The organism is Mesorhizobium sp. M4B.F.Ca.ET.058.02.1.1 (assembly GCF_003952505.1).
GTDB lineage: Bacteria > Pseudomonadota > Alphaproteobacteria > Rhizobiales > Rhizobiaceae > Mesorhizobium.
Genome location: NZ_CP034450.1, coordinates 3,760,744 through 3,781,979, shown reverse-complemented (window position 1 = coordinate 3,781,979; position 21,236 = coordinate 3,760,744). Strand labels below are relative to the sequence as shown.

The following is a 21,236-nucleotide window of genomic DNA, read 5'->3' as shown; positions in this document are numbered from 1 at the left end:
AGCCTCTAATCGTCCAGCGCACCGATCGCTTTCGCGCGCACAAATGCCAGGCCGGCAATAGCGAGATCGCCGACCGCCATGCCGCGGAACGCGAACGCCGTTCGCTCACTCGCGCTTTGACGACCCGGCACGTCGCCGCTGACCAAACCGGTCAAGTCGCCGGCGACGAGTTCGGGTCTCACCATGGGTTTGCTCATCTGCGCCTCTTGCACCAAATCGTCTATGACGATGCGATCGAAGATGGCCATGGTTTCGGGTAGCCAAGGCAGGGCCAGGTCGGTCATCGTCGCGAAGACTCCTGCCTTCAGCCATCGGGCATCCAAAAATGGAACGGGCTCGGGTATCAACGTGACTGTCGTCACCACGATGTCGGCGGGTTCGACCGCCGCCTTGGCAGTATCGCTCGGGACTGCTCTGAGACCACGTGTTTCAGCGATCCGGCAGAGTGCTTCACGACTGCCTTTGCTCCGGGCAAAGGCTCGAATCTCCTGCAACGGAAAAGGTCGGCCAGAACTTCGAGATGACCGCGCGCCTGAACCCCGCATCCGATGAACGCGACGCATGCCGGGTCGGCCCGCGCCAGACGCCGGGCCGCCACGGCGCTTAGACCAGCCGTGCGCTTCGCGGTCACCCAATTGCCGTCGACCACAGCTAGCGGCAGTCCGGTCTCAGCGTCGAGAAGGGTGATCAGCGAGTTAAGCGTTGCAAGTCCCCGCTCGGAATTACGGGGATTGACCACCAGCGACTTGGTCGCCAGTACCCGAGGTTCGGTAGCTACTCCGAGAGTCGCCATGATGTAGCGGTCGTCGCCTGGCAGCACCACCGCCTTGGGCGCACACCATACTTCGCCCCGCCGCTGACCGATGATCTGCCGCTCGATTTCGTCGACCACATCGGACGTCGAAATCGCCAGGCCATCCAGGAATTCGGCTGACAGATAGGGCAGCTTCTCGATGGTCAATGTCGCCCCCGACGTAACCCCGCACCCTCCCCGACAATAGCAGAAACCGCTGGCCCCGCATACGCAGAAGCGCCGGTTGGCTTTTCGGCTCAGCCGAAAAACAGGAAGCCGGCGATCAGGAAAGCGGGGATCAGCACCAGACCCGACCACGCCATGTAGCCGAAGAACCCCGGCATCTTCACGCCGCGATGCCTGGCGATCGCAAAGACCATGAAGTTCGGCGCATTGCCGATATAGGTGTTGGCGCCCATGAACACCGCGCCGGCCGAGATCGCGGCGAGGGTGGATGCGAATTCGCCCATCAGGCGCTGCGGGTCGCCGCCGGCAAGCTCGAAGAAAACCAGATAGGTCGGCGCATTGTCGAGGAAGGACGACAGCGCCCCGGTCAGCCAGAAATAGGCCAAGTTGTTCGGCTGGCCGGAAGGCGATGTCACCAGCGCGACCAGCGGCGCCAGCGCGCCGCCGGGGCCGGCCCTCAGGATGGCGATCACCGGCACGATTGCGATGAAGATGCCGGCAAACAATTTCGCCACCTCGGCGATCGGTCCCCAGGTGAAGCCGTTCGCCTCGCGATGGCTCTTGCGCGAGACGGCGAGCGAGGCGAACGCCAGCGCCAGGATGATGGCGTCGCGCACGAGGTTCTGCAGTTCGAGGCCGACGCCGAGGATGGAAAGACCGGCGCCCGGCTTCCAGGTCGCCGACATCAGGATCGCGCCGATCACCCCGGCCAGCAGCGGAATGTTGGGCAGGCCGCGCAGGCGGACCTCCTTGTCCGGCGTCGGGTCCATGATCTTCGGCATGCCGCCCTCGCGCCGGTGCAGCATGGTGTCGATGCCCAGAAAGACCAGGAGCACTAGTCCGCCGGTGAATAGCGTCTCGCGCCAGAGATTGGCGGTCGTCCAGAAGAAATCGACACCGCGCAGGAAGCCGACGAACAGCGGCGGGTCGCCGAGCGGCGTCAGCGAGCCGCCGATGTTGGAGACCAGGAAGATGAAGAAGATCACGACATGCGCGTTGAACGGCCGGTTGTCATTGGCGCGCAGGATCGGCCGGATCAGGATCATCGAGGCGCCGGTCGTTCCGATCACCGAGGCAAGCAGCGCGCCGGCAAGCAGAAGCCCGGCATTGACCAGCGGCGTGCCGTGGATGTTGCCGGCAAGCAGGATGCCGCCGGAAATCGTGTAGAGCGCGAACAACAGGATGATGAAGGACATGTATTCGGTGAGCAGCGTGTGCAGCACCGCTTGTATGGCCGAAGGGATGCCGAAGGCGATCGCCAGCGGCACCACCACGAGCATTGCCCAGCCCGCGGTGATCTTGCCGTAGTGATGCTCCCAGACGTGGTGAAAGAGCAGCGGTCCGGTGGCGATCGACAACAGCAGGCCGGCAAATGGCAGCACCCACCAGAGCGACATCGCCGCGCCGGGCAGTTCGTGGTCCGCCGCTGCGAAGGCGAATTGCGGAAACAGAAGGACAGCCAGGGCTGGTAGGCCTGCTGCCAGTGTCCACGCCAATTGTATGAAGCCCCCCGACGCCTCACCGTCTGGTCAGTCCGACAAATGGTCTTCGAGCACCACGCCGGCCTCGCGCATCCGCTTCAGCATCGCCTCGACCGAGCCGTTGAGGTCGATGCCGCGGCAGGCGTCTAGCCGCACCGTTGTCTTGAAGCCCTGCTTGACGGCGTCCAGCGCCGAAAAGGCGACGCAGAAGTCGGTCGCCAGCCCGACCAGCGTCACGGTGTCGATGCCGCGTTCGCGCAGATAGCCGGCCAGGCCGGTCTGGGTCGTGTGGTCGTTCTCGAAGAAGGCCGAATAGCTGTCGATCGCCGGGCGGAAACCCTTGCGGATCACCAGCTCAGCTTTGGTCCAGGCAAGACCCGAATGGAAATCAGAGCCGAGACTGCCCTGTATGCAGTGATCCGGCCAGAGCGTCTGCGGCCCATAAGCCATGTCGATCGTCTCGAAAGCCTGTTTGCCGGGATGGCTGGAGGCAAAGCTCGAATGGCCGGCAGGGTGCCAGTCCTGCGTCAGTACGACGTGCTCGGTTCGCCGGATCAGGTCGTTGACCAGTGGCACGATCTCGTCGCCGCCGGCCACCGCCAGCGCGCCACCGGGGCAGAAGTCGTTTTGCAGGTCGATGACAACAAGCGCTTCGTCGGCCATAGGCCTCCTCCTCAGCGTGGGCTCAAGTAAAATGCCGCTGTCGCGACCGGACGCAGAAACTTGACCAGATGGCCGGCGACGTCAACCTCCAGCGGCGTAACAATCGCGTGGAACCACTCGCCGATGCGGAGGCCGGAAACTCCGGCTTTGACAATTCCTGCCGACTTGATATCATTTGCATACGAATGAATTTTTGCCAGCGGGACGCCGGCAGGTCCCTCGCAAAGGCCCCTTTTCTGGAAGGCAAAGCGTGATCCGTTACGCGAAACCCACCACGGTCGACGAGGCGCTCGCCTTGCTTGGCGAGGATCGCTGGCGCATCCTGGCGGGCGGCACCGATTTCTATCCGGCGCAAGGCAACAAGCCGTTTCGCGAAAACATTCTCGACATCAACGGCCTGACGGCCCTGCGCGGTATCGTGGAGAGCGAAACGCACTGGCTGATCGGCGCGCGCACAACCTGGACCGATCTGGTCCGCCATCAATTGCCGGGCGCCTTCGACGCGTTGAAGGCGGCGGCGCGCGACGTCGGTTCCGTGCAGATCCAGAATGTCGCCTCGATCGCCGGCAATCTCTGCAACGCCTCGCCCGCCGCCGACGGCGTGCCGGCGCTTCTGGTGCTCGACGCCGAGGTCGAACTGCGCTCGGCGAAGGCGTTGCGCCGTCTGCCGCTCGGCGAGTTCGTTCTCGGCAATCGCCGCACCGCCCTGGCATCGGGCGAGATGGTCACCGCCATTCGCGTCCCGAAACCGGCGGCTGGCGGCACATCTGCCTTCGTGAAGCTCGGCGCCCGACGCTATCTGGTCATCTCCATCGCCATGGCGGCGGCGCGCCTTGTCGTCGACGATGGCGCCGTCGCTGAAGCGGCCATCGCCGTCGGCGCCTGCTCGGCGGTCGCCAGGCGGCTCACGGGCGTCGAGGCGGCGTTGCTCGGCCTGCCGGCCAACGAAGCCCTCTGTCGGGTCGTGCTCGCCGCGCCGATCGATGAACTGTCGCCGATCGCCGACGTGCGCGGCAGCGCCCAATACCGACAGGATGCGGCGCGCGAGCTCGTCGCCCGCGCCGTGCTTGCCGCTATCGGCCACACTGCTGGCGACCAGGTGGCTGCATGAGCCAGGTTCAGCCTCAGATGAGCGAAGTCCAGTCCGGCATGAGCATGGAACACAGCGATATCGCCTTCGAGGTCAATGGCGCTGCGGTCAGCGTCTCCGTACCTCCGGTACGTCGCCTTTCCCAAGTGCTGCGCGACGAATTGCGGCTGACCGGCACCAAGGTCGGCTGCGACGCCGGCGACTGCGGCGCCTGCACCGTGCTGGTCGACGGTGACCCGGTCTGCGCCTGCCTGGTGCCGGCCGCCTCCGTGTCGGGCGCGACCGTCACCACTGTCGAAGGCCTTGCCAATGGCAGGCTGTCGGCGTTGCAGGCTTCCTTCCTCGATCACGGCGCGGCGCAATGCGGCATCTGCACGCCGGGCCTGCTGGTGGCGGCGACAGCGCTTCTCGAGCGCAATCCCCAGCCGAGCGAGGCCGAGACGCAAGACGCACTGGGCGGTGTGCTGTGCCGCTGCACCGGTTACCGGAAGATCATCGCCGCCGTCATGGACGCATCGCGGCGCGTCGACAGCCTTGATCCTCGCATGCCAGAGGTTGGCCGCGCCGTCGGCGCCTCGCCGATCCGCCTCGACGGAGTGCCGAAGGTTACCGGCGACGAGAAGTTTGGCGGCGACTCTTTCCCGGCCGACGCGCTTGCCGTGCTGGTGGTCCGCTCGCCCCACTACCATGCCCGCTGCGCATTCGGCGATCTCGAAGCCTGGGCGGGCGCCCATGCGGGCATCGCCGGCGTTTTCACCGCCGCCGACATTCCGGGCCACAACTGCTTCGGTGTCATCGGTCCCTTTGCCGACCAGCCGGCGCTCGCGGAAGGCGAAGCGCGCTTTCGCGGCGAGGCGGTTGCGCTGGTGGCGGGCGAGCGCGAAGCGATCCTCGATCTCGATCTGACGGATTTTCCGGTTTCATGGACCGAGCTGCCGCATGTCCTGCAGCCCTCGGACGCGAAGGCCGATAGCGCGGCGCTGCTGCACCGGCACCGTCCGGCGAACCTGCTCACCTCAGGCTTCGTCGAACGCGGCGATCCTGACGCAGCGCTTGCCGGCGCCGCCGTCACCGTGTCCGGCGCCATCGAAACCTCCTATGTCGAGCATGCCTATATCGAGCCGGAAGCCGGCTATGCCTACATGGACGGCGACACGCTGGTCGTCGTCGCCTGCACGCAGGCGCCCTATATGGACCGCGACGACACGGCAAAGGTGCTCGGTCTTGCCGTCGACAAGGTGCGCATCGTGCCGACCGCCACCGGCGGCGGCTTCGGCTCGAAACTCGACGTCTCGCTGCAGCCGCTGATCGGCCTGGTGGCGATGAGGACGGGCCGCCCGGCGGCCCTTGCATACACCCGCAATGAATCGATGATTTCGACCACCAAGCGCCATCCCGCCGAGATGCAGGCGACGATCGGCGCCGATGCCGGTGGCCGCGTCACCGGCATGGTCTTTTCCGGCGATTTCAACACCGGCGCCTATGCCAGTTGGGGTCCGACCGTCGCCAATCGCGTGCCGGTGCATGCCTCCGGCCCCTACCTGACGCCGAACTACCGCGCCGAAGGCCGGGCCATCCACACCAACGGCCCGATCTCCGGCGCCTTCCGCGGCTTCGGCGTGCCGCAGGCGACGATCATGCAGGAGACGCTCTACGACGAACTTGCCGGCAAGCTTGGGCTGGATCGGCTTGATTTTCGCTTGAAAAACTGTCTTCGTAACGGCTCCGAAACGGTCACCGGGCAGCGCCTCGAGTCGGGCGTCGGCATCGGCGAATGCCTGGAAGCGCTTCGCCCGCATTGGGCCCGCGCGCTCGCCGAGGCCGAGGCGTTCAACGCCGCCAGCGAGGACAGAAAGCGGGGCGTCGGCGTCGCCTCCTGCTGGTATGGCTGCGGCAACACCTCGCTGCCCAATCCCTCGACCATCAAGGTCGGCATCGCGGCCGCGGGCGAGGTCGTGCTGCATCAGGGTGCCGTCGACATCGGCCAGGGATCGAACACCGTCATCAGCCAGATCTGCGCCGATGCGCTCGGCCTGCCATTGCAAAAATTTCGCCTGAAGTGCGCCGATACCGCGATCACGCCCGACGCCGGTAAGACGTCCGCCTCGCGCCAGACTTTTGTGACCGGCAAGGCGGCCGAAAAGGCAGGCAGGGCATTGCGTGAGAAAATCCTGCGCTTTGCCAATGTCTCTGACCGGGCGACCATCGCGCTCGACGGCTTCAGCATCTTCATCCGCGAAGGCGACGCCACACGGCGTGTCGACCTGTCTGAGCTGAAAGCCAATGCCGACGGATTGGTGTTCGTTGCGGAAGAGACCTACGACCCGCCGACGCTGCCCCTTGACGCCAAGGGGCAGGGCAAGCCTTATGCCGTCTATGGCTATGGCGCGCAGATCGCCGAGCTGGAGGTCGATCTCAAGCTGGGCACCGTAAGGCTGATCAGGATCACCGCCGCGCACGACGTCGGCAAGGCGATCAATCCGGTGCTGGTCGAGGGCCAGATCGAGGGCGGCATCGCGCAGGGCATCGGCATGGCGCTGATGGAGGAATACATCCCCGGCCGCACCGAGAACCTGCACGACTACCTCATCCCGACCATCGGCGACGTGCCGCCGGTCGAGCACATACTGGTCGAGGTTCCGGACCCGGAAGGACCCTTCGGCGCCAAGGGGCTGGGCGAACACGTGCTGATCCCGACCGCGCCGGCGATCCTCAACGCCGTCCGCCACGCCACCGGCGTGCTCGTCACCAAGGTGCCGGCGACGCCGAGCCGCATCCTTGCGGCGATCCGCGACAAGGAGGCGCGCCGATGAGCGAGCTTGCCGAACGTTTCGAAACCCACGATCCCGGCGAGAAGCAGGTGGCGGAGAAGATCCGCTGCGATGCCTGTCCGGTCATGTGCTACATCGCCGACGGCCGCACCGGCGCCTGCGACCGCTACGGCAATGTCGGCGGCCGTATCGTGCGCATGGATCCGCTGACCATCCTCGACCACGCAGCCGAGACCGGCGGCGCTGTCGTGCCGTTCGTCGCCGAAGGCGAAGCCTGGAACGGCGAGCTGGTCAACACCGGCCGGCGCTTCGTCAGCGCCATCGGCGCCGGCACCACCTATCCGGACTACAAGCCGGCGCCCTTCATCGTCAGCCAGGAGGTCGACGGCGTCGATCTCGTCACCGTCGTCACCGAGGGCATCTTCTCCTACTGCGGGGTCAAGGTGAAGATCGACACCGATCGCCATATCGGCGACGAGACGGCAACAGTGCGGTCGGAAGGCGAGGCGATCGGCCACGTCACGACCGGCGAATACGGCTCGCAGATGCTGTCGCTCGGCGGCGTCCATCATCTGACCGGCGGCTCCAAGACCGAAGGCCGCGCCACCTGCGATGCGCTGCTCAACCTGTGCAACCGCAAGCCGGTGGAACTCACCATCGATGGCGGCGCGACGGTCATCGTTGAAGCCGGCAAACCGCCGGTCATCGACGGCAAGGTCGAGCACCGCATGCGCGTCGGCTGCGGCTCGGCCACCATCGGCATGTTCGCCACGCAATGGCGCGGCCTTGTCGACGAGGTGGTGGTAGTCGACGACCACATCACCGGCGTCGTCTCGGAGCATCAGGCCGGCAAGGTGCTGGGCTGGCAGGATACCGGGATCAAGATCATCGGCCGTCGCTCGACGCCCGGTCGCTATTTCAAGGTGTCGGAGCCAGGCCTCGGCTGGGGCGGCACCACCATCTCCGATCCGCTGTCGATTCTCGGTGAATGGAATGCCAAGAAGGGCGCGCGGCCGGGCCTGTCGCTGCTGATGGTCTCGACCACAGGCGAGCAGTTCGCCTACTACGAGCTCGACGATCAGTTGAAGCCGGTCGAAAAGCCGTTCCCCGAGCGGCTGCAGAAATCTGTCGGCCTGATCGAGGACAATTGCGAGCCGGCACTCTGCACCGTCCTGTTCATCGGCGGCGCCGGCGGCTCGCTGCGCGCCGGCGTCACCGAGAACCCGGTCAACCTCACCCGCTCGGTGCAGGGCCTGAGGACCTACGTTACAGTGGGCGGCGCGCCGGTCTATGTCTGGCCGGGCGGCGGCATCACGCTGATGGTCGACGTCACCCGCGTGCCTGAAGGTGCCTTCGGCTATGTGCCGACGCCGGCGCTGGTGGCGCCGATCGAATTCACCTTGCGCCGCGACGACTATGTCAGGCTGGGCGGCTACGAGGCAGAGATCCGCAGCGTCGAGGACATCCTCGCCAGGGGCGGCGAGTACCTCAATCCGCGCCGTGGCGCCGGCGCCGCCGTCAACAACCCATGGCCGCCGCTGGCGCAGCTGCGGCGTGCCGCTGCGAACGGGGCCGGATGATGACCGGCCCGCAGGCGCATTGGCTCGCCGACGGCAGGCGGCTTCACCTCAACCATGGGCCGATCGACCTTGTCGTCGAGACCTTTGGCGAGGAGGGCGAATGCCGCGCTGCTTACAGTCAGGCCGTCGCGCGGTTCCAGACCATCCTGGCGGAACTGGTTGAGGAGCTTCCGGAGCTGCGCCGCCCGGCCGCCTTGCGCCCTCGCGCCTTTGCCGGGCCGACCGCGCGCCGCATGGAGGCGGCGGTGGCGCCGCTGGCGCAAATGTTCATCACGCCGATGGCGGCCGTCGCCGGCTCGGTAGCCGACGAAATGCTTGGTGCACTGCTTGCCGGGCGAAGGCTCGATCGCGCCTATGTCAACAATGGCGGCGACAGCGCCCTCCATCTCGGCTCGGGGCAGTCGATGACCCTGGCCATAGCCGGCACCGGGCATGGCCTTGCCGACCGCATCGCCATTCATGCCGAAGATGGCGTACGCGGTGTCGCGACCAGCGGCTGGCGCGGCCGCTCGTTTTCGCTGGGAATTGCCGACGCTGTCACCGTACTGGCGCGCACCGGCGCCGAAGCCGATGCCGCGGCGACCCTCATCGCCAATGCCGTCGACCTGCCCGGTCACCGTGCGATCGAGCGCGTGCATGCTCGCGATATTGTGCCTGACAGCGATCTCGGCGACCGGCTGGTGACGCAGGGCGTCGGGACGCTTTCGCCGGGCGAAGTGGCGCGGGCGCTGGACAACGGGCTTGCCGTCGCAGAAGATTTTCGCCGGCGCGGCCTGATATCGGCCTCGGCGCTGTTCCTTGCCGGCGAGACCCGCATCAGTGGTTCGGTGGCGCTTGCCGCGCCCAACAAGCACAAAGCGAAGGAAACTGCCCATGCCTGAATTCCCGATCCGCAAGATCGCGGTCCTGACCGAAGAGATTTTTCATGATGGCGGTCCGGTGGCGGCAGCGCCACGCCGTCGCGCCGCCGCTCTCGCCGTGGTGAAGAACCCCTTTGCCGGCCGCTACGTCGAAGAGCTGCAGGGCGCAATGGACGACCTGAAGCCGCTCGGCTTGATGCTGGCAGATCGGCTGATTGCGGCGCTCGGCGGTGACGTGAGGCAGATCGACGGCTACGGCAAGGGCGCCATCGTCGGCTCCGCCGGTGAGCTGGAGCACGGCGCGCTCTGGCACGTGCCGGGCGGCTACGCCATGCGCGAGCGGCTCGGCGACGCCAAGGCGATCGTGCCGTCGGCCAAGAAGGTCGGCGCCTTTGGTTCGCGGCTCGACGTGCCGCTCGGCCACATCAACGCCGCCTATGTGCGCAGCCATTTCGACGCCATGGAAGTCGGCATCAGCGACGGGCCGCGTCCCGACGAGATCCTGTTCTGCCTTGCCATGACCTGTGGCCCGCGCGTGCACGACCGCATGGGCGGCCTGGCGGCCAAGGACATCAAGGCGTGGGACGGGCTGAGATGAGCACCGAGGACAATCTGCTGCGACTGGTCGAGGCCGAAGAACCCGACGAAAACGGCTATCACCTGCAAGACCAGGTCGGCTTCATCCTGCGCAAGGCGCATCAGCGCCATGTCGCGATCTTCGCCGCGCATATCGCCGACCTGACGCCGCCGCAATTCGCTGCGCTCGCCAAGCTCTACGACATCGGCGAGACCTCGCAGAACCAGCTCGGCACCTTTATCGCCATGGACGCGGCGACGGTGAAAGGCGTCATCGACCGGCTGAAGGCGCGCGGGCTGGTGGATGTCTCGAAGCACGATGTCGACAAGCGCCGCTTGCTTGTCAACCTGACGGCGGAGGGCCGCGAGGCGGTCGAGCGGCTGTTCCCGCATGCACGTACCATCACCGAGGAGACGCTGGCGCCGCTGTCGACCAGGGAAGCCGCGACCTTCATGCGCCTGCTGGCCAAGCTGGCCTAACCGGCAGCGGCGGTTCCTGGATACGAAAAAGCCCGGCGCGAAGCCGGGCTTTTTTCTGGGTCCTGAGATCCGTCCGGATCAATGATCAAACGCCTTGACGATTTCCTCGGTCATCTTCTTGGCGTCGCCGAGCAGCATCATGGTGCCGTCCTTGTAGAACAGCGTGTTGTCGATGCCGGCATAGCCGGAGCCGAGCGAGCGCTTGACGAACAGGCAGGTGCGGGCCTTGTCGACGTCGAGGATCGGCATGCCGTAGATGGGGAGGCCTTGTCGTCGCGCGCGGACGGGTTGGTGACGTCGTTGGCGCCGATGACATAGGCGACGTCGGCCTGCGCGAATTCGGAGTTGATATCCTCGAGCTCGAACACCTCGTCATAGGGCACGTTGGCTTCGGCGAGCAGCACGTTCATGTGGCCGGGCATGCGGCCTGCCACCGGATGGATGGCGTATTTGACCTCGACCCCATTGGCTTTGAGCTTGTCGGCCATTTCGCGCAGCGCGTGCTGCGCCTGCGCGACCGCCATGCCGTAACCGGGCACGATGATGACCTTCTGCGCGTTCATCATCAGATAGGCGGCATCGTCGGCTGAACCCTGCTTGACGGTGCGCTCGATGCCGTCGTCGGCCGCCGCCGCCGTCTCGCCGCCGAAGCCGCCGAGGATGACCGAGATGAACGAGCGGTTCATGCCCTTGCACATGATGTAGGACAGGATCGCGCCCGACGAGCCGACCAGCGCGCCGGTGATGATCAGCGCCAGGTTGCCAAGCGTGAAGCCGAGCGCCGCCGCAGCCCAGCCCGAATAGGAGTTCAGCATCGACACCACCACCGGCATGTCGGCGCCGCCGATCGGGATGATCAAGAGCACGCCGAGCACCAGCGAGGCGGCGACGATCAGCCAGAAGACCAGCTTGGACTCGGTGGTGACGAGCAGCACGATCAGCACGACCAGGGCGATGCCGAGCGCGATGTTGATGAGATGGCGGCCGCCGATCATGATCGGCTTGCCCGACATGCGGCCGTCGAGCTTCAGGAAGGCGATGACCGAGCCGGTGAAGGTGATGGCGCCGATGGCGACGCCGAGGCTCATCTCAATCAGCGCCTGGGCATGGATGTCGGCGACCGTGCCGATGCCGAAGCTTTCCGGCGCGTAGATGGCGGCGGACGCCACCATCACGGCGGCGAGGCCGACAAGCGAGTGGAAGGCGGCGACCAGCTGCGGCATCGAGGTCATGGCGATGCGGCGCGCGGTGACCGCACCGACGCCACCGCCGATGGCGAGCCCCAGCACGATCAGGCCGAAGCCGCCGGCCGACGGCACCGCCAGCGCCAGCGTCGTGGCGATGGCGATGCCCATGCCGATCATGCCGTAGAGGTTGCCCTGGCGGCTGGTGGTCGGGTGCGACAGGCCGCGCAGCGCCAGGATGAACAGGATGCCCGAGACAAGATAAAGGAACGAAGCGAAGTTGGCGTTCACGTCACTTGTCCTTCTTCTTGTACATGGCCAGCATGCGCTGGGTGACGAGGAAGCCGCCGAAGATGTTGACGGAAACCAGCATCAGCGCGACGAAGCCAAAGCCGGTGGCAAGGCCAGAGGCCGAGATGCCGACGGCAAGCAGCGCACCGACGACGATCACCGACGAGATGGCGTTGGTGACGGCCATCAGCGGCGTGTGCAGGGCCGGCGTGACCGACCAGACGACGTAGTAGCCGACGAAGATCGCCAGCACGAAGATGGCGAAGCGGAAGACGAAGGGGTCGATGGCGCCGCCGGAGAGCGCATGAGCGGCGTCGCCCGCTGCCTCGGCGGCTGGGGCGGTGGCCAGATCGTGCACCGCGAGCCTGACCGCGGCGGTTGCCTGATCGAGCTGGTCGAGGGCTTTCTGCAAGGCGTCCATCACGCGATCCCCTTCGACTTGGCAGCGGGCTTGCTTGTGCTTTTCTTGTCAGCCGCCTTTTTGGGCGCGGCTTTCGGCGCGGCGTCGGCGGCCATGGTCGTCGCCGGGATTGCCGCCGGTTCAACGCGCGGCTGCTGGTCGGCCTTGGCGAAGTTGGGGTGCACCACTTGGCCAGCATCGGTCAGCATGGTCGCCTTGACCAGTTCGTCGTCGCGCTTGATGGCAAGCGTCTTGCTCTCCTTGTCGACCAGCGTCTCGAGGAATGCGAACAGGTTTTTGGCATAGAGCAGGGAGGCCGACGCAGCGACCCGGCCCGGCACGTTGAGATGGCCGACAATCTTGACGCCATTGGCCGTGGTCACGACCTTGCCGGCTTCCGCGCCCTCGACATTGCCGCCGCGCTCGACCGCAAGGTCGACGATCACCGAGCCCGGCTTCATTGCGGCGACCATCGCCGCCGACACCAGCTTCGGCGCCGGACGTCCGGGAATCAGCGCCGTGGTGATGACGATATCCTGCTTGGCGATGTGCTCGGCGGTCAGTGCCGCCTGCTTGGCCTGGTATTCCTTCGACATTTCCTTGGCATAGCCGCCCGCCGTCTCGGCCGCCTTGAACTCCTCGTCCTCGACGGCCAGGAATTTCGCGCCGAGCGACTGCACCTGCTCCTTCACCGCCGGACGCACGTCGGTGGCGGTGACCACGGCGCCAAGCCGGCGCGCGGTGGCGATGGCCTGCAGGCCGGCGACGCCGACGCCCATGATGAAGGCCTTGGCCGCCGGCACGGTGCCGGCCGCCGTCATCATCATCGGCAGCGCCCGGTCATATTCGGCAGCCGCATCGATCACCGCCTGGTAGCCGGCGAGATTGGCCTGCGAGGACAGCACATCCATCACCTGCGCGCGGGTGATGCGCGGCATGAACTCCATCGAGAAAGCGGTGATGCCGGCCTTGGCCATGGCGGCGACGGCCGCGTCGTTGCCGTAGGGATCCATGATGGCGATGACGGCGGCGCCCTGCTTGTAGCCCTTGAGCTCGGTGTCGGTCGGTCGGCGCACCTTGAGCACGACATCGGCCTTCGAGGCATCGGCGGCCTTGCCGATCGCGGCGCCCGCCTTGGCGAATTCCTCGTCGGGGATGCGCGAGCCGGTGCCCGCGCCTTTTTCGACCACCACCTCGAAGCCGAGGCCGGCCAGTCGCTTCACCGTGTCCGGCGAGGCAGCAACGCGCTGCTCGTTGGCGTCAAGCTCACGAGGGATGAAAACCGTCTGCCCCACCGCATGATCCTTTCGGCTGGAACCTGTCTGCGCGGGACGCCGGCCGGGGCCTCCGGCGACGTCCGAGGCAAAGGGTTTGGAAAGTCTACCGGAGAATGAAGAAGCCGGCGGCCAGGATCACGGCCCAGAGGATGACCGCCGAGAAGAAGCCGCCCACGAAGAAGCCGAAAGCCATCGAAATCATCACGGCGAGGCAAAAGAGCGAACCGTATTTGGCCAGCGCCAGGAAGCCCGCATAGGTGCGGTCATGCTCGGCATAGTCCATCTTCGCGCCCAGTTCGACAGGACCGGTCGGCGTGTGATCAGCCATAGGAATACCCCTTCGAAGACATCTTGGAGGCACATAGCGAAAAGCTGGACGCAGAGCAATGGCGCTATTGCCGCATCGCCCGGCACAACAGCCTCAAAGGAAAGTTGAAGGCGGCGGCTTGGCAGGCCCGTCAGCCGGCGAGATGCGGGAACAATCCGAGCAGGCCGGCGATGATCAGATAGAGCGCGACGATGTAGTTCAGCAGCCTGGGCATGACCAGGATCAGCACGCCGGCGATCAGCGAGATCAACGGGGTCAGCGTAAGCGCGGAAATGGTCATGTCGGGGTCCTTTCCAAAAGTGGTGATCGCCGCTCCAGGCGATACAATCTGCAGGCGGTGCCTGTCGCTCCTTACAACGCGGGCGCGCCCGGAAGGCTCCGGCCGACGCATGTCGTCCAACAAAATGTCGCGGGCTTCGGTACGGCAACAGCCGAGAAGAAGCTGCGAAGCTCAGGCCGCTTCGAAGTATTTGGCGGTGGGCAGGATGGTCAGCGGCGCCAACTCGCCCCGCTTGGGGCGCTGGAAAAGCATGCGCTGTTCGAACGTCGTGGAATTGAAGAACGGGAAGCGGTCCAGCGTCGCCTGCATGTTGTCGGAGCACTTCGACTGGAACAGATGCACGGGGACGGTAAGTCCCGGATAGTTCCGCGGAGGCACCGCCTGCTCGGATCGGAAGATGCGATGATAGAAGGCGGAATGCTCTTCCTTGATGGCCGTCAGGCAAAAGGTCGGCTTGAAATGGCTGCAGGCAACGACCGCAAGCCTCAGCGTCACATAGGGCAGCACGCGCAGGCTGCTCGACCACTCGAGATCGGCGGCGAACCGGCTCGGATCGACGAAGGTTTCGCCGGCCGCCAGGCGCCGGGCCAGCACATCGCCGAACACGTCGGTGCTGGGTGAGACAGGATACTTCGCGTTGGCGTAGTGAATTCTGATGGTGCTGACGAGTGCGCCATCGAAGAACACGCCAAAGCGATAGGAATTCGGAAGATCGTCGAACCTGTCCTTCACCATGCGGGAAGCATCGGACTTCACCATGCCTGCATGAAGGTAGGAATTGTACCGAAGCCGATAGATCGCCTCAAGGTCTTCGGCACCGTCGCAAAGGCGATATTCGATGTGATCCAGAACTTCCATGATGTGATCTGAAAACACCGAGGGACGATGCTGACCCCTGGCTTTAGACGCCGCCAGGGGCGTACCCACTAACTGAGCTTCCACTTTTTTTGCCCTCGTGCCACCGCAAAAGGACAATAGCGAACAGGTGAAGGAACCAGAAGCGAAATTCCGAGCTTTTTCGTTTACTCTAAATTAACGTTAACAAATGGTTAAACCCCAAGGGCGGGCAAACGGGGTTTTTTGACGGATATTCAGGTGGCGGCGAGCTTCGCGGCGGGCCGCAATTCGGCGGCGAAAGGCCAGGTCACGTTGGACATGGTCTCAATGCCCGACGCGCTCAGCGCGGCGCCGAAGAGGAAGCCCTGGACCAGGTCAGGCTTCACCGAGTGCAGCAGGATCTTGAGCTGCTCGAAGGTCTCCACGCCTTCGACCGTGACAGTAAGGCCGAGGATCCGGGTCAGGTCGACGACCCCCTTCAAGAGGTCGAGCGAACGCGGGTTCTGGGTGACGTCCATCAGGAACGAACGGTCGATCTTGATCTTGTCGAGCGGCAGCTTGTGGAGATAGCTCAGGCTGGAATAGCCGGTGCCGAAATCGTCGAGCGCGATGCGTACGCCGAGCTGCTTCAGCTCCTCGATGTACTGGCGCGTCAGCGACTTGTCGTCGAGCAGCGCGGTCTCGGTGACCTCGATCTCGAGGCGGCCGGCCGCGAGCCCGGATGCGGCCAGCGCATCGCGGACCTTCTGGATGACGTCGTGGTTACGGAAATCCTTGGCGGAGAGGTTGACCGAGACGCTGGTCTGGTCCGGCCATTTGGCGCATTCGGCGCAGGCCGCTTGCAGCACGAAGGTGCTGATCTCGGAGATGATGCCCATCTCCTCGGCCAGCGGGATGAAGATGCTGGGCGAAATCGGCCCGAGATCGGGATGGTCCCAGCGGCACAGGGCCTCGCAGCTGGCGATGCGCATAGTGCTCATCGATACGATCGGCTGATAGACCACGCGCAACCCCTTGCTTTCCACGGCGCTGCGCAGGTCCGCCTTCATCAGCTGGCGGTTACGGAAGGCGGCGTCCATCGATGCTTCGAACAGCCGCCAGTTGTTCTTGCCGAGCTCCTTGGCCTTGTAGAGCGCCAGGTCGGCCTTGACGATCATGGCGTCGACGTCGGTGTCCTCGACCTTGGACAGCACCGCGCCGGCGCTGGCCTGGATGCGCAGCCCGTGACCGGCGACGTCGACCTCGCCCTGCAGGTCGGCGAAGATCAGGTCGAGTAGGCCGCTCAGGTGGCTTTCGTCCTCTATGCGGTCGAAGAAGATCATGAATTCGTCACCGCCGAAACGGCTTACGGTGATGCCTTGCCCGGCAATGGCCGCCAGACGTTCCGCGACGGCATAGATCAGGCCGTCGCCGACGGGATGGCCGAGCGTGTCGTTGACGCTCTTGAAATCGTCGAGGTCGACCACCGCCAGGCCGCACAGGCGATCCCGGTCGCCGGAGGCCATCAGTTCCCCGACCAGCTCGTGGAAATAGGCGCGGTTAGGCAGGCCAGTAAGGTTGTCGTAGCGCGCCATGAAGCGGATCTTCTCCTCCGCCTCGACACGGGCGGTGACGTCCTCGAAGGTGATGACGCCAAGGTCCTGGCTGCCCTCGCGCGCCGAGAATTCGAAGTGCTGGCCATTGGAGAACGACACCAGAACCTTGCGGTCGCGACCCTCGCGCAGCGCGCGCGTCAGCTGTGCCTCGACATAGCGGCAGTCCTTCGGCGCCAGCATGCCGCCGGCAACGCCGCGCATGAGCAGCGAATGGATCGAGCGCCCGAGCAGTTGGTCCGGCGATTTGAGCGACATCAGATGGGCGGCTTCGGCGTTGCCAACCACCACCTTGCCGTCGGGGCCAAGCATGACCAGGCCATGCGACATGGTGTTGAGGGCCCGGTTGAAGCGCTGCGCCAGCTGCCGCGCCTGCTTGTGTCCGACGACGGCCGAGAACAGCACGTTGCGGACGTGGTCGGCGCTGCCCTTGATGATGAACATGAAGGGGATGATTAGCAGCCCGAGCACGACATAGGGGATGTCGACCCTGAGGATGAGGGCTGCGGCGATCGGTCCGACGAAGGTCACCGCGAAGATCATGACCATGCGCGGCGAGCCGTAGTTCCGGCCAACGACTGTCACCAGCGAGCCGAGCGTTATGGCAAGCGCTCCGATCTCGGCATAGGAATCCGAGTAGACGTAGATGGAAATGAAGCAAAACAGCCCCAGCAGCAGCCCCTGCAGGCTGCCTTTCAGTATATATTCGCGCTCCCACCGCGTCGCATCCGCGGCGTCGCGGATCTCGCCGCCCGAGCGATGGAAGCGCCGCAGGCTGAAGTAACGCCAAACGCCGATACCAAGCAGCGCCGCGGCAAGGATGAGAAAAACCGACTGGCCGTTGCGCCAGTAGACCATGAGGCTGACGATGGCGTGGCAGCTCGCGCCGATGACCAGCATGTGCGCGTTGTCGAACAACGAGCGCACAAACTGGATATAAACATCCACGGGGATGTTATCGGTTTTTGTTCTGCCCATTACTGGCGCCCATTGAGCCCCAGCCTTGCCATAGTCCCATTAAAAAACCTTTAGCCTGGGCTGAAACGCCTGATTTTCGGGCGCTTCTCGGGTCATTCGGCGGCCTGGAGTTCGGGCCTTTCCGTCGCTTTCACAAGGCGTTCTACCAGTCTCGAACGCTCGCCGGCGGCCTTTTCGGCGCTGGCCTGCCGGACATGGCCGTAGCCGCGGATCAGTGTCGGCACCGAGGCAAGCGCTGCGGCCGCCTCGATCCCGCCAGGCGAAAGTGCTGACGCGATCAACTCCAGATCGGCTTCGTATTGCGCCAGAAGCTGCCGCTCCCTGCGCCGCTCGGCGGTAAGGCTGAAGAGGTCGAAAGCCGTGCCGCGCAGGCCTTTCAGCGCCGAGAGCAAGCGCAACCCTTTCAGCATCCACGGCCCGAAGCTCGACTTTTTCGGTTTGCCGTCATTGCCGCGCCGGCCGAGGATCGGCGGCGCCAGATGGAATTCCAATTTCTCGTAGCTCTGGAACTGCTTGGACAGCTCGGCCGCGAAGGAACCATCGGTATAGAGGCGCGCCACCTCGTATTCGTCCTTGATCGCCATCAGCTTGAACAGGTTGCGGGCGGCAGCTTCGGTCACCACCGTCGAGCCCGGCACCGCCTTGGCCTCCGCAGAGCGCAGCGTGGCGAGCCTCTCGGCATAGCGCTTGCCGTAGGCTGCGTTCTGGTAGCCGGTCAGGAAAATGACGCGACGGGCGATGATCTCGTCCAGCGTCTCGGCGGGCGCGATGGCCGCCTTGCCCGGCTGGCCGACGAGGCCGCGCACGAAATCCGGCTGATGCGCGGCGCGACGGCCCCAGCGAAACGCGGCGACGTTCATAGCAACCGCCTCGCCATTCAGCTCAATAGCCTTCTCGACCGCCTCGGCCGACAGCGGCAGCCCGCCATGCTGGAAGGCGAAGCCGAGCATGAACATGTTGGCGCCGAGCGAATTGCCGAACAATTGGGTGGCGGTCCGGGTGGCATCGAAGAAATGCGCCCTGCCGTCGCCGGCAGCAGTGCGGATCGCCTTTTTCAGCCGCTCGACGGGCAGCGAGAAATCGGCCGAACGGGTGAATTCGCCGGGCATGATCTCGGCGGTGTTGGCAAGGAAGATGGTGTGCTTCTCGCGCACTGCGGCCAGCACCTTCTGCGCGCCGGATACGACGAGGTCGCAGCCGAGCACCAGGTCGGCTTTGCCGGCCGAAACGCGGATGGCGTGGATTTCGTCCGGCGTGGGCGCGATACGCACATGGGTGAACACCGAGCCGCCCTTCTGGGCAAGGCCGGCCATGTCGATCATGCCGCAGCCCTTGCCTTCGAGATGCGCCGCCATGCCGAGCACCGCGCCGATGGTGACGACGCCAGTGCCGCCGACGCCGTCGATGATCCCGGCCCAGCCTTGCGCGCCGAGCGAAAACTCGGCCGGTGCGGGCACGCCGTCGAGCGGGTCGGTCCTGCCGGCGATGCCTTCGGCCTTCCTGATCTTGGCGCCGTGCACGGTAACGAAGGACGGGCAGAAGCCGTTGACGCAGGAAAAATCCTTGTTGCAGCTCGACTGGTCGATGCGCCGCTTGCGGCCGAATTCGGTCTCGACCGGCTGGATCGACACGCAGTTGGATTGCACGCCGCAATCGCCGCACCCCTCGCAAACCAGCTCGTTGATGAAGACGCGTTTGTCGGGGTCGGGGAAGGTGCCGCGCTTGCGCCGGCGGCGCTTCTCGGCGGCGCAGGTCTGGTCGTAGATGAGCACGGAGATGCCCTTGACCCCGCGCAATTCGCGCTGGACGAGGTCGAGGTCGTCGCGGTGATGGATGGTGGCGCCAGCCGGGAAGTCGGCCTTGCCGGCGTATTTGTCCGGCTCGTCGGTGACGATCGCGATGCGCTCGACGCCTTCGGCCCGCACCTGCCTGGCGATCATGTCGACGGTCAATCCGCCTTCATGCGGCTGGCCGCCGGTCATGGCGACGGCGTCGTTGTAGAGGATCTTGTAGGTGATGTTGGCATCGCTCGACAGCGCGAAGCGGATCGCCAGCGCGCCGGAGTGATTGTAGGTGCCGTCGCCGAGATTCTGGAAGATGTGGCCGCGTTTCGAGAACGGCGCCTGGCCGACCCATTGTGCGCCCTCGCCGCCCATGGCGGTGAAGCCGACCGTGTTGCGGTCCATCCATAGCGCCATGAAATGGCAGCCGATGCCGGCCGCCGCCAGCGATCCGTCCGGTACCTTGGTCGAGGAATTGTGCGGGCAGCCCGAGCAGAAGAAGGGCGTACGCGAGCCGATATCGACGGTGTCGGCGAGCATGGCCTGGAACTGGCGCAATTTCGCCACCCGCGCCGCGATCTCCTCCGACGGACCGATGGTGCGCAGGATCCGCTCGCCGAGCGCGATCGCGATCTCGTTCGGGTCGAGCGCGCCCTTGGCCGGGAACAGCCAGTCGCCGCGCTCGTCCTTTTTGCCGACGATGACCGGCTGGCTGGCGGTGCCGTAGAGGCTTTCGCGCAACTGCACCTCGATCAGCGAGCGCTTCTCCTCGACGACGACGATGGTGTCGAGGCCGCGGGCGAAGTCGGCGACATGCTGCAGGTCGAGCGGCCACGGGCAGCCGACCTTGAACAGGCGGATGCCGATGCGGTTGGCGGCCGCCTCGTCGATGCCGATATCCTCCAGCGCCTGGCGCACGTCGAGGTAGCTCTTGCCGATGGTGATGACGCCGAGCTTCGGGTTGCGTCCGCCCGAATAGACGATGCGGTTCAGCCCGTTGGCGTGGATGAAGGCGGATGCGGCGTTGCGCTTGTACTCGTGCAGCCGCTCCTCCTGGCCGAGCATGTCGATCTCGTGGCGGATATTGAGGCCGCCGGGCGGCATGTCGAAGGGCGGCACGACGATCTTGAGCCGCTCGAGCGAGGCATCGACGGAAGCGGTCGATTCGATGTTGTCCTTGACGCATTTGATCGCCGCCCAGGTGCCGGCGAAGCGCGACATGGCAAAGCCGTAGAGCCCGTAGTCGATGATCTCCTGCACGCCGGCCGGGTTGAGGATCGGCACCATCGTGTCGACGAACAGGAATTCGGTAGCATGCGCGTTGGTCGACGATTCGGCCATATGGTCGTCGCCCATCAGGGCAAGCACGCCGCCATGCTTCGACGAGCCGGCGAGATTGGCGTGGCGGAACACGTCGCCGGAGCGATCGACCCCCGGCCCCTTGCCGTACCAGACCGAAAAGACGCCGTCATGCGTGCCTTCGCCGAGCAATTCGGCCTGCTGGGTGCCCCAGCAGGCTGTGGCGGCCAGCTCTTCGTTGAGGCCGGGCTGGAAGACGATGTCGGACTGCGCCAGCTGCTTCTTGGCTCTCCACAGCTGCATGTCGAGGCCGCCGAGCGGCGATCCGCGATAGCCGGAGACGAAGCCGGCGGTGTTCAGGCCCGCGCTGCGGTCGCGCTCGCGCTGCATAAGGAGCATGCGGATGACGGCCTGCGCGCCGGAAAGGAAGATGCGCTCCTTGCCAAGGTCGAACTTGTCGTCGAGCGCGACGTCATGCAGCGTCATCAGGCATTTCCTTCGCGGAGGCG

General features: G+C 65.4%; 15 protein-coding genes and 2 pseudogenes. 6 read left to right on the top strand and 11 right to left on the bottom strand.

What is annotated here, in order from left to right:
- Positions 1-5 precede the first annotated feature (5 nt).
- From EJ073_RS32950 to pncA, 3 genes and pseudogenes are all read right to left on the bottom strand, one after another.
- Positions 6-892 (bottom strand): annotated as a pseudogene (locus EJ073_RS32950) (ornithine cyclodeaminase family protein).
- A gap of 158 nt (positions 893-1,050) precedes the next feature.
- Positions 1,051-2,463 carry a sodium:proton antiporter gene (locus EJ073_RS18430; protein WP_126059270.1) on the bottom strand — a complete coding sequence of 471 codons (1,413 nt, stop codon included), beginning with the start codon at positions 2,461-2,463 and terminating at the stop codon, positions 1,051-1,053.
- Between the two features lie 45 nt (positions 2,464-2,508).
- The gene (gene pncA / locus EJ073_RS18425; RefSeq protein ID WP_126057012.1) at positions 2,509-3,123 is read right to left on the bottom strand and encodes a bifunctional nicotinamidase/pyrazinamidase; all 615 of its coding nucleotides are present in this window, start codon (positions 3,121-3,123) and stop codon (positions 2,509-2,511) included.
- A 250-nt stretch (positions 3,124-3,373) separates the two neighbouring features.
- Between pncA and EJ073_RS18420 the strand changes: the two genes are divergently transcribed.
- From EJ073_RS18420 to EJ073_RS18395, 6 genes are read left to right on the top strand one after another with little or no spacing between them, the layout of a single operon-like run.
- Positions 3,374-4,234, top strand: coding sequence for a xanthine dehydrogenase family protein subunit M (locus EJ073_RS18420; RefSeq protein WP_126057011.1), 861 nt, complete (start codon positions 3,374-3,376; stop codon positions 4,232-4,234).
- Positions 4,231-7,026, top strand: coding sequence for a molybdopterin-dependent oxidoreductase (locus EJ073_RS18415; RefSeq protein ID WP_126057010.1), 2,796 nt, complete (start codon positions 4,231-4,233; stop codon positions 7,024-7,026). The genes EJ073_RS18420 and EJ073_RS18415 overlap by 4 nt, the downstream gene beginning before the upstream one ends.
- Positions 7,023-8,564 (top strand): 6-hydroxynicotinate reductase, encoded by a 1,542-nt coding sequence (locus EJ073_RS18410; protein ID WP_126057009.1) that lies wholly within the window; start codon positions 7,023-7,025, stop codon positions 8,562-8,564. Before EJ073_RS18415 ends, EJ073_RS18410 begins: the two co-directional genes overlap by 4 nt.
- Entirely contained in the window at positions 8,564-9,445 is an 882-nt protein-coding gene (locus tag EJ073_RS18405) for a UPF0280 family protein (RefSeq protein WP_126057008.1), read from the top strand. The genes EJ073_RS18410 and EJ073_RS18405 overlap by 1 nt, the downstream gene beginning before the upstream one ends.
- Complete coding sequence (locus EJ073_RS18400; RefSeq protein WP_126057007.1) at positions 9,438-10,022, top strand: amino acid synthesis family protein; 585 nt, start codon at positions 9,438-9,440, stop codon at positions 10,020-10,022. The genes EJ073_RS18405 and EJ073_RS18400 overlap by 8 nt, the downstream gene beginning before the upstream one ends.
- A complete protein-coding gene (locus EJ073_RS18395) occupies positions 10,019-10,480 on the top strand; it encodes a MarR family transcriptional regulator (protein ID WP_126057006.1) in 462 nt (153 codons plus the stop codon). The genes EJ073_RS18400 and EJ073_RS18395 overlap by 4 nt, the downstream gene beginning before the upstream one ends.
- 78 nt (positions 10,481-10,558) lie before the next feature.
- On the opposite strand, the pseudogene EJ073_RS18390 reads toward EJ073_RS18395, so the two are convergent.
- The 8 genes and pseudogenes from EJ073_RS18390 to EJ073_RS18355 form a co-directional block, all read right to left on the bottom strand.
- Positions 10,559-11,955, bottom strand: a pseudogene (locus EJ073_RS18390) (NAD(P)(+) transhydrogenase (Re/Si-specific) subunit beta).
- Position 11,956: 1 nt separating this feature from the next.
- The gene (locus EJ073_RS18385) at positions 11,957-12,376 is read right to left on the bottom strand and encodes a proton-translocating transhydrogenase family protein (RefSeq protein WP_126057005.1); all 420 of its coding nucleotides are present in this window, start codon (positions 12,374-12,376) and stop codon (positions 11,957-11,959) included.
- Positions 12,376-13,650 (bottom strand): Re/Si-specific NAD(P)(+) transhydrogenase subunit alpha, encoded by a 1,275-nt coding sequence (locus tag EJ073_RS18380; protein ID WP_126057004.1) that lies wholly within the window; start codon positions 13,648-13,650, stop codon positions 12,376-12,378. Before EJ073_RS18380 ends, EJ073_RS18385 begins: the two co-directional genes overlap by 1 nt.
- An 85-nt stretch (positions 13,651-13,735) precedes the next feature.
- The gene (locus EJ073_RS18375) at positions 13,736-13,960 is read right to left on the bottom strand and encodes an aa3-type cytochrome c oxidase subunit IV (protein WP_126057003.1); all 225 of its coding nucleotides are present in this window, start codon (positions 13,958-13,960) and stop codon (positions 13,736-13,738) included.
- A 130-nt stretch (positions 13,961-14,090) separates the two neighbouring features.
- On the bottom strand, positions 14,091-14,240 hold the full coding sequence (locus EJ073_RS18370) for a DUF3096 domain-containing protein (protein ID WP_126057002.1): 150 nt from the start codon (positions 14,238-14,240) through the stop codon (positions 14,091-14,093).
- A gap of 171 nt (positions 14,241-14,411) precedes the next feature.
- Complete coding sequence (locus tag EJ073_RS18365; protein WP_245455285.1) at positions 14,412-15,215, bottom strand: hypothetical protein; 804 nt, start codon at positions 15,213-15,215, stop codon at positions 14,412-14,414.
- 116 nt (positions 15,216-15,331) lie between these two features.
- On the bottom strand, positions 15,332-17,647 hold the full coding sequence (locus EJ073_RS18360) for an EAL domain-containing protein (protein ID WP_126057001.1): 2,316 nt from the start codon (positions 17,645-17,647) through the stop codon (positions 15,332-15,334).
- A 92-nt stretch (positions 17,648-17,739) separates the two neighbouring features.
- On the bottom strand, positions 17,740-21,213 hold the full coding sequence (locus tag EJ073_RS18355) for an indolepyruvate ferredoxin oxidoreductase family protein (protein ID WP_126057000.1): 3,474 nt from the start codon (positions 21,211-21,213) through the stop codon (positions 17,740-17,742).
- Positions 21,214-21,236: the final 23 nt, after the last annotated feature.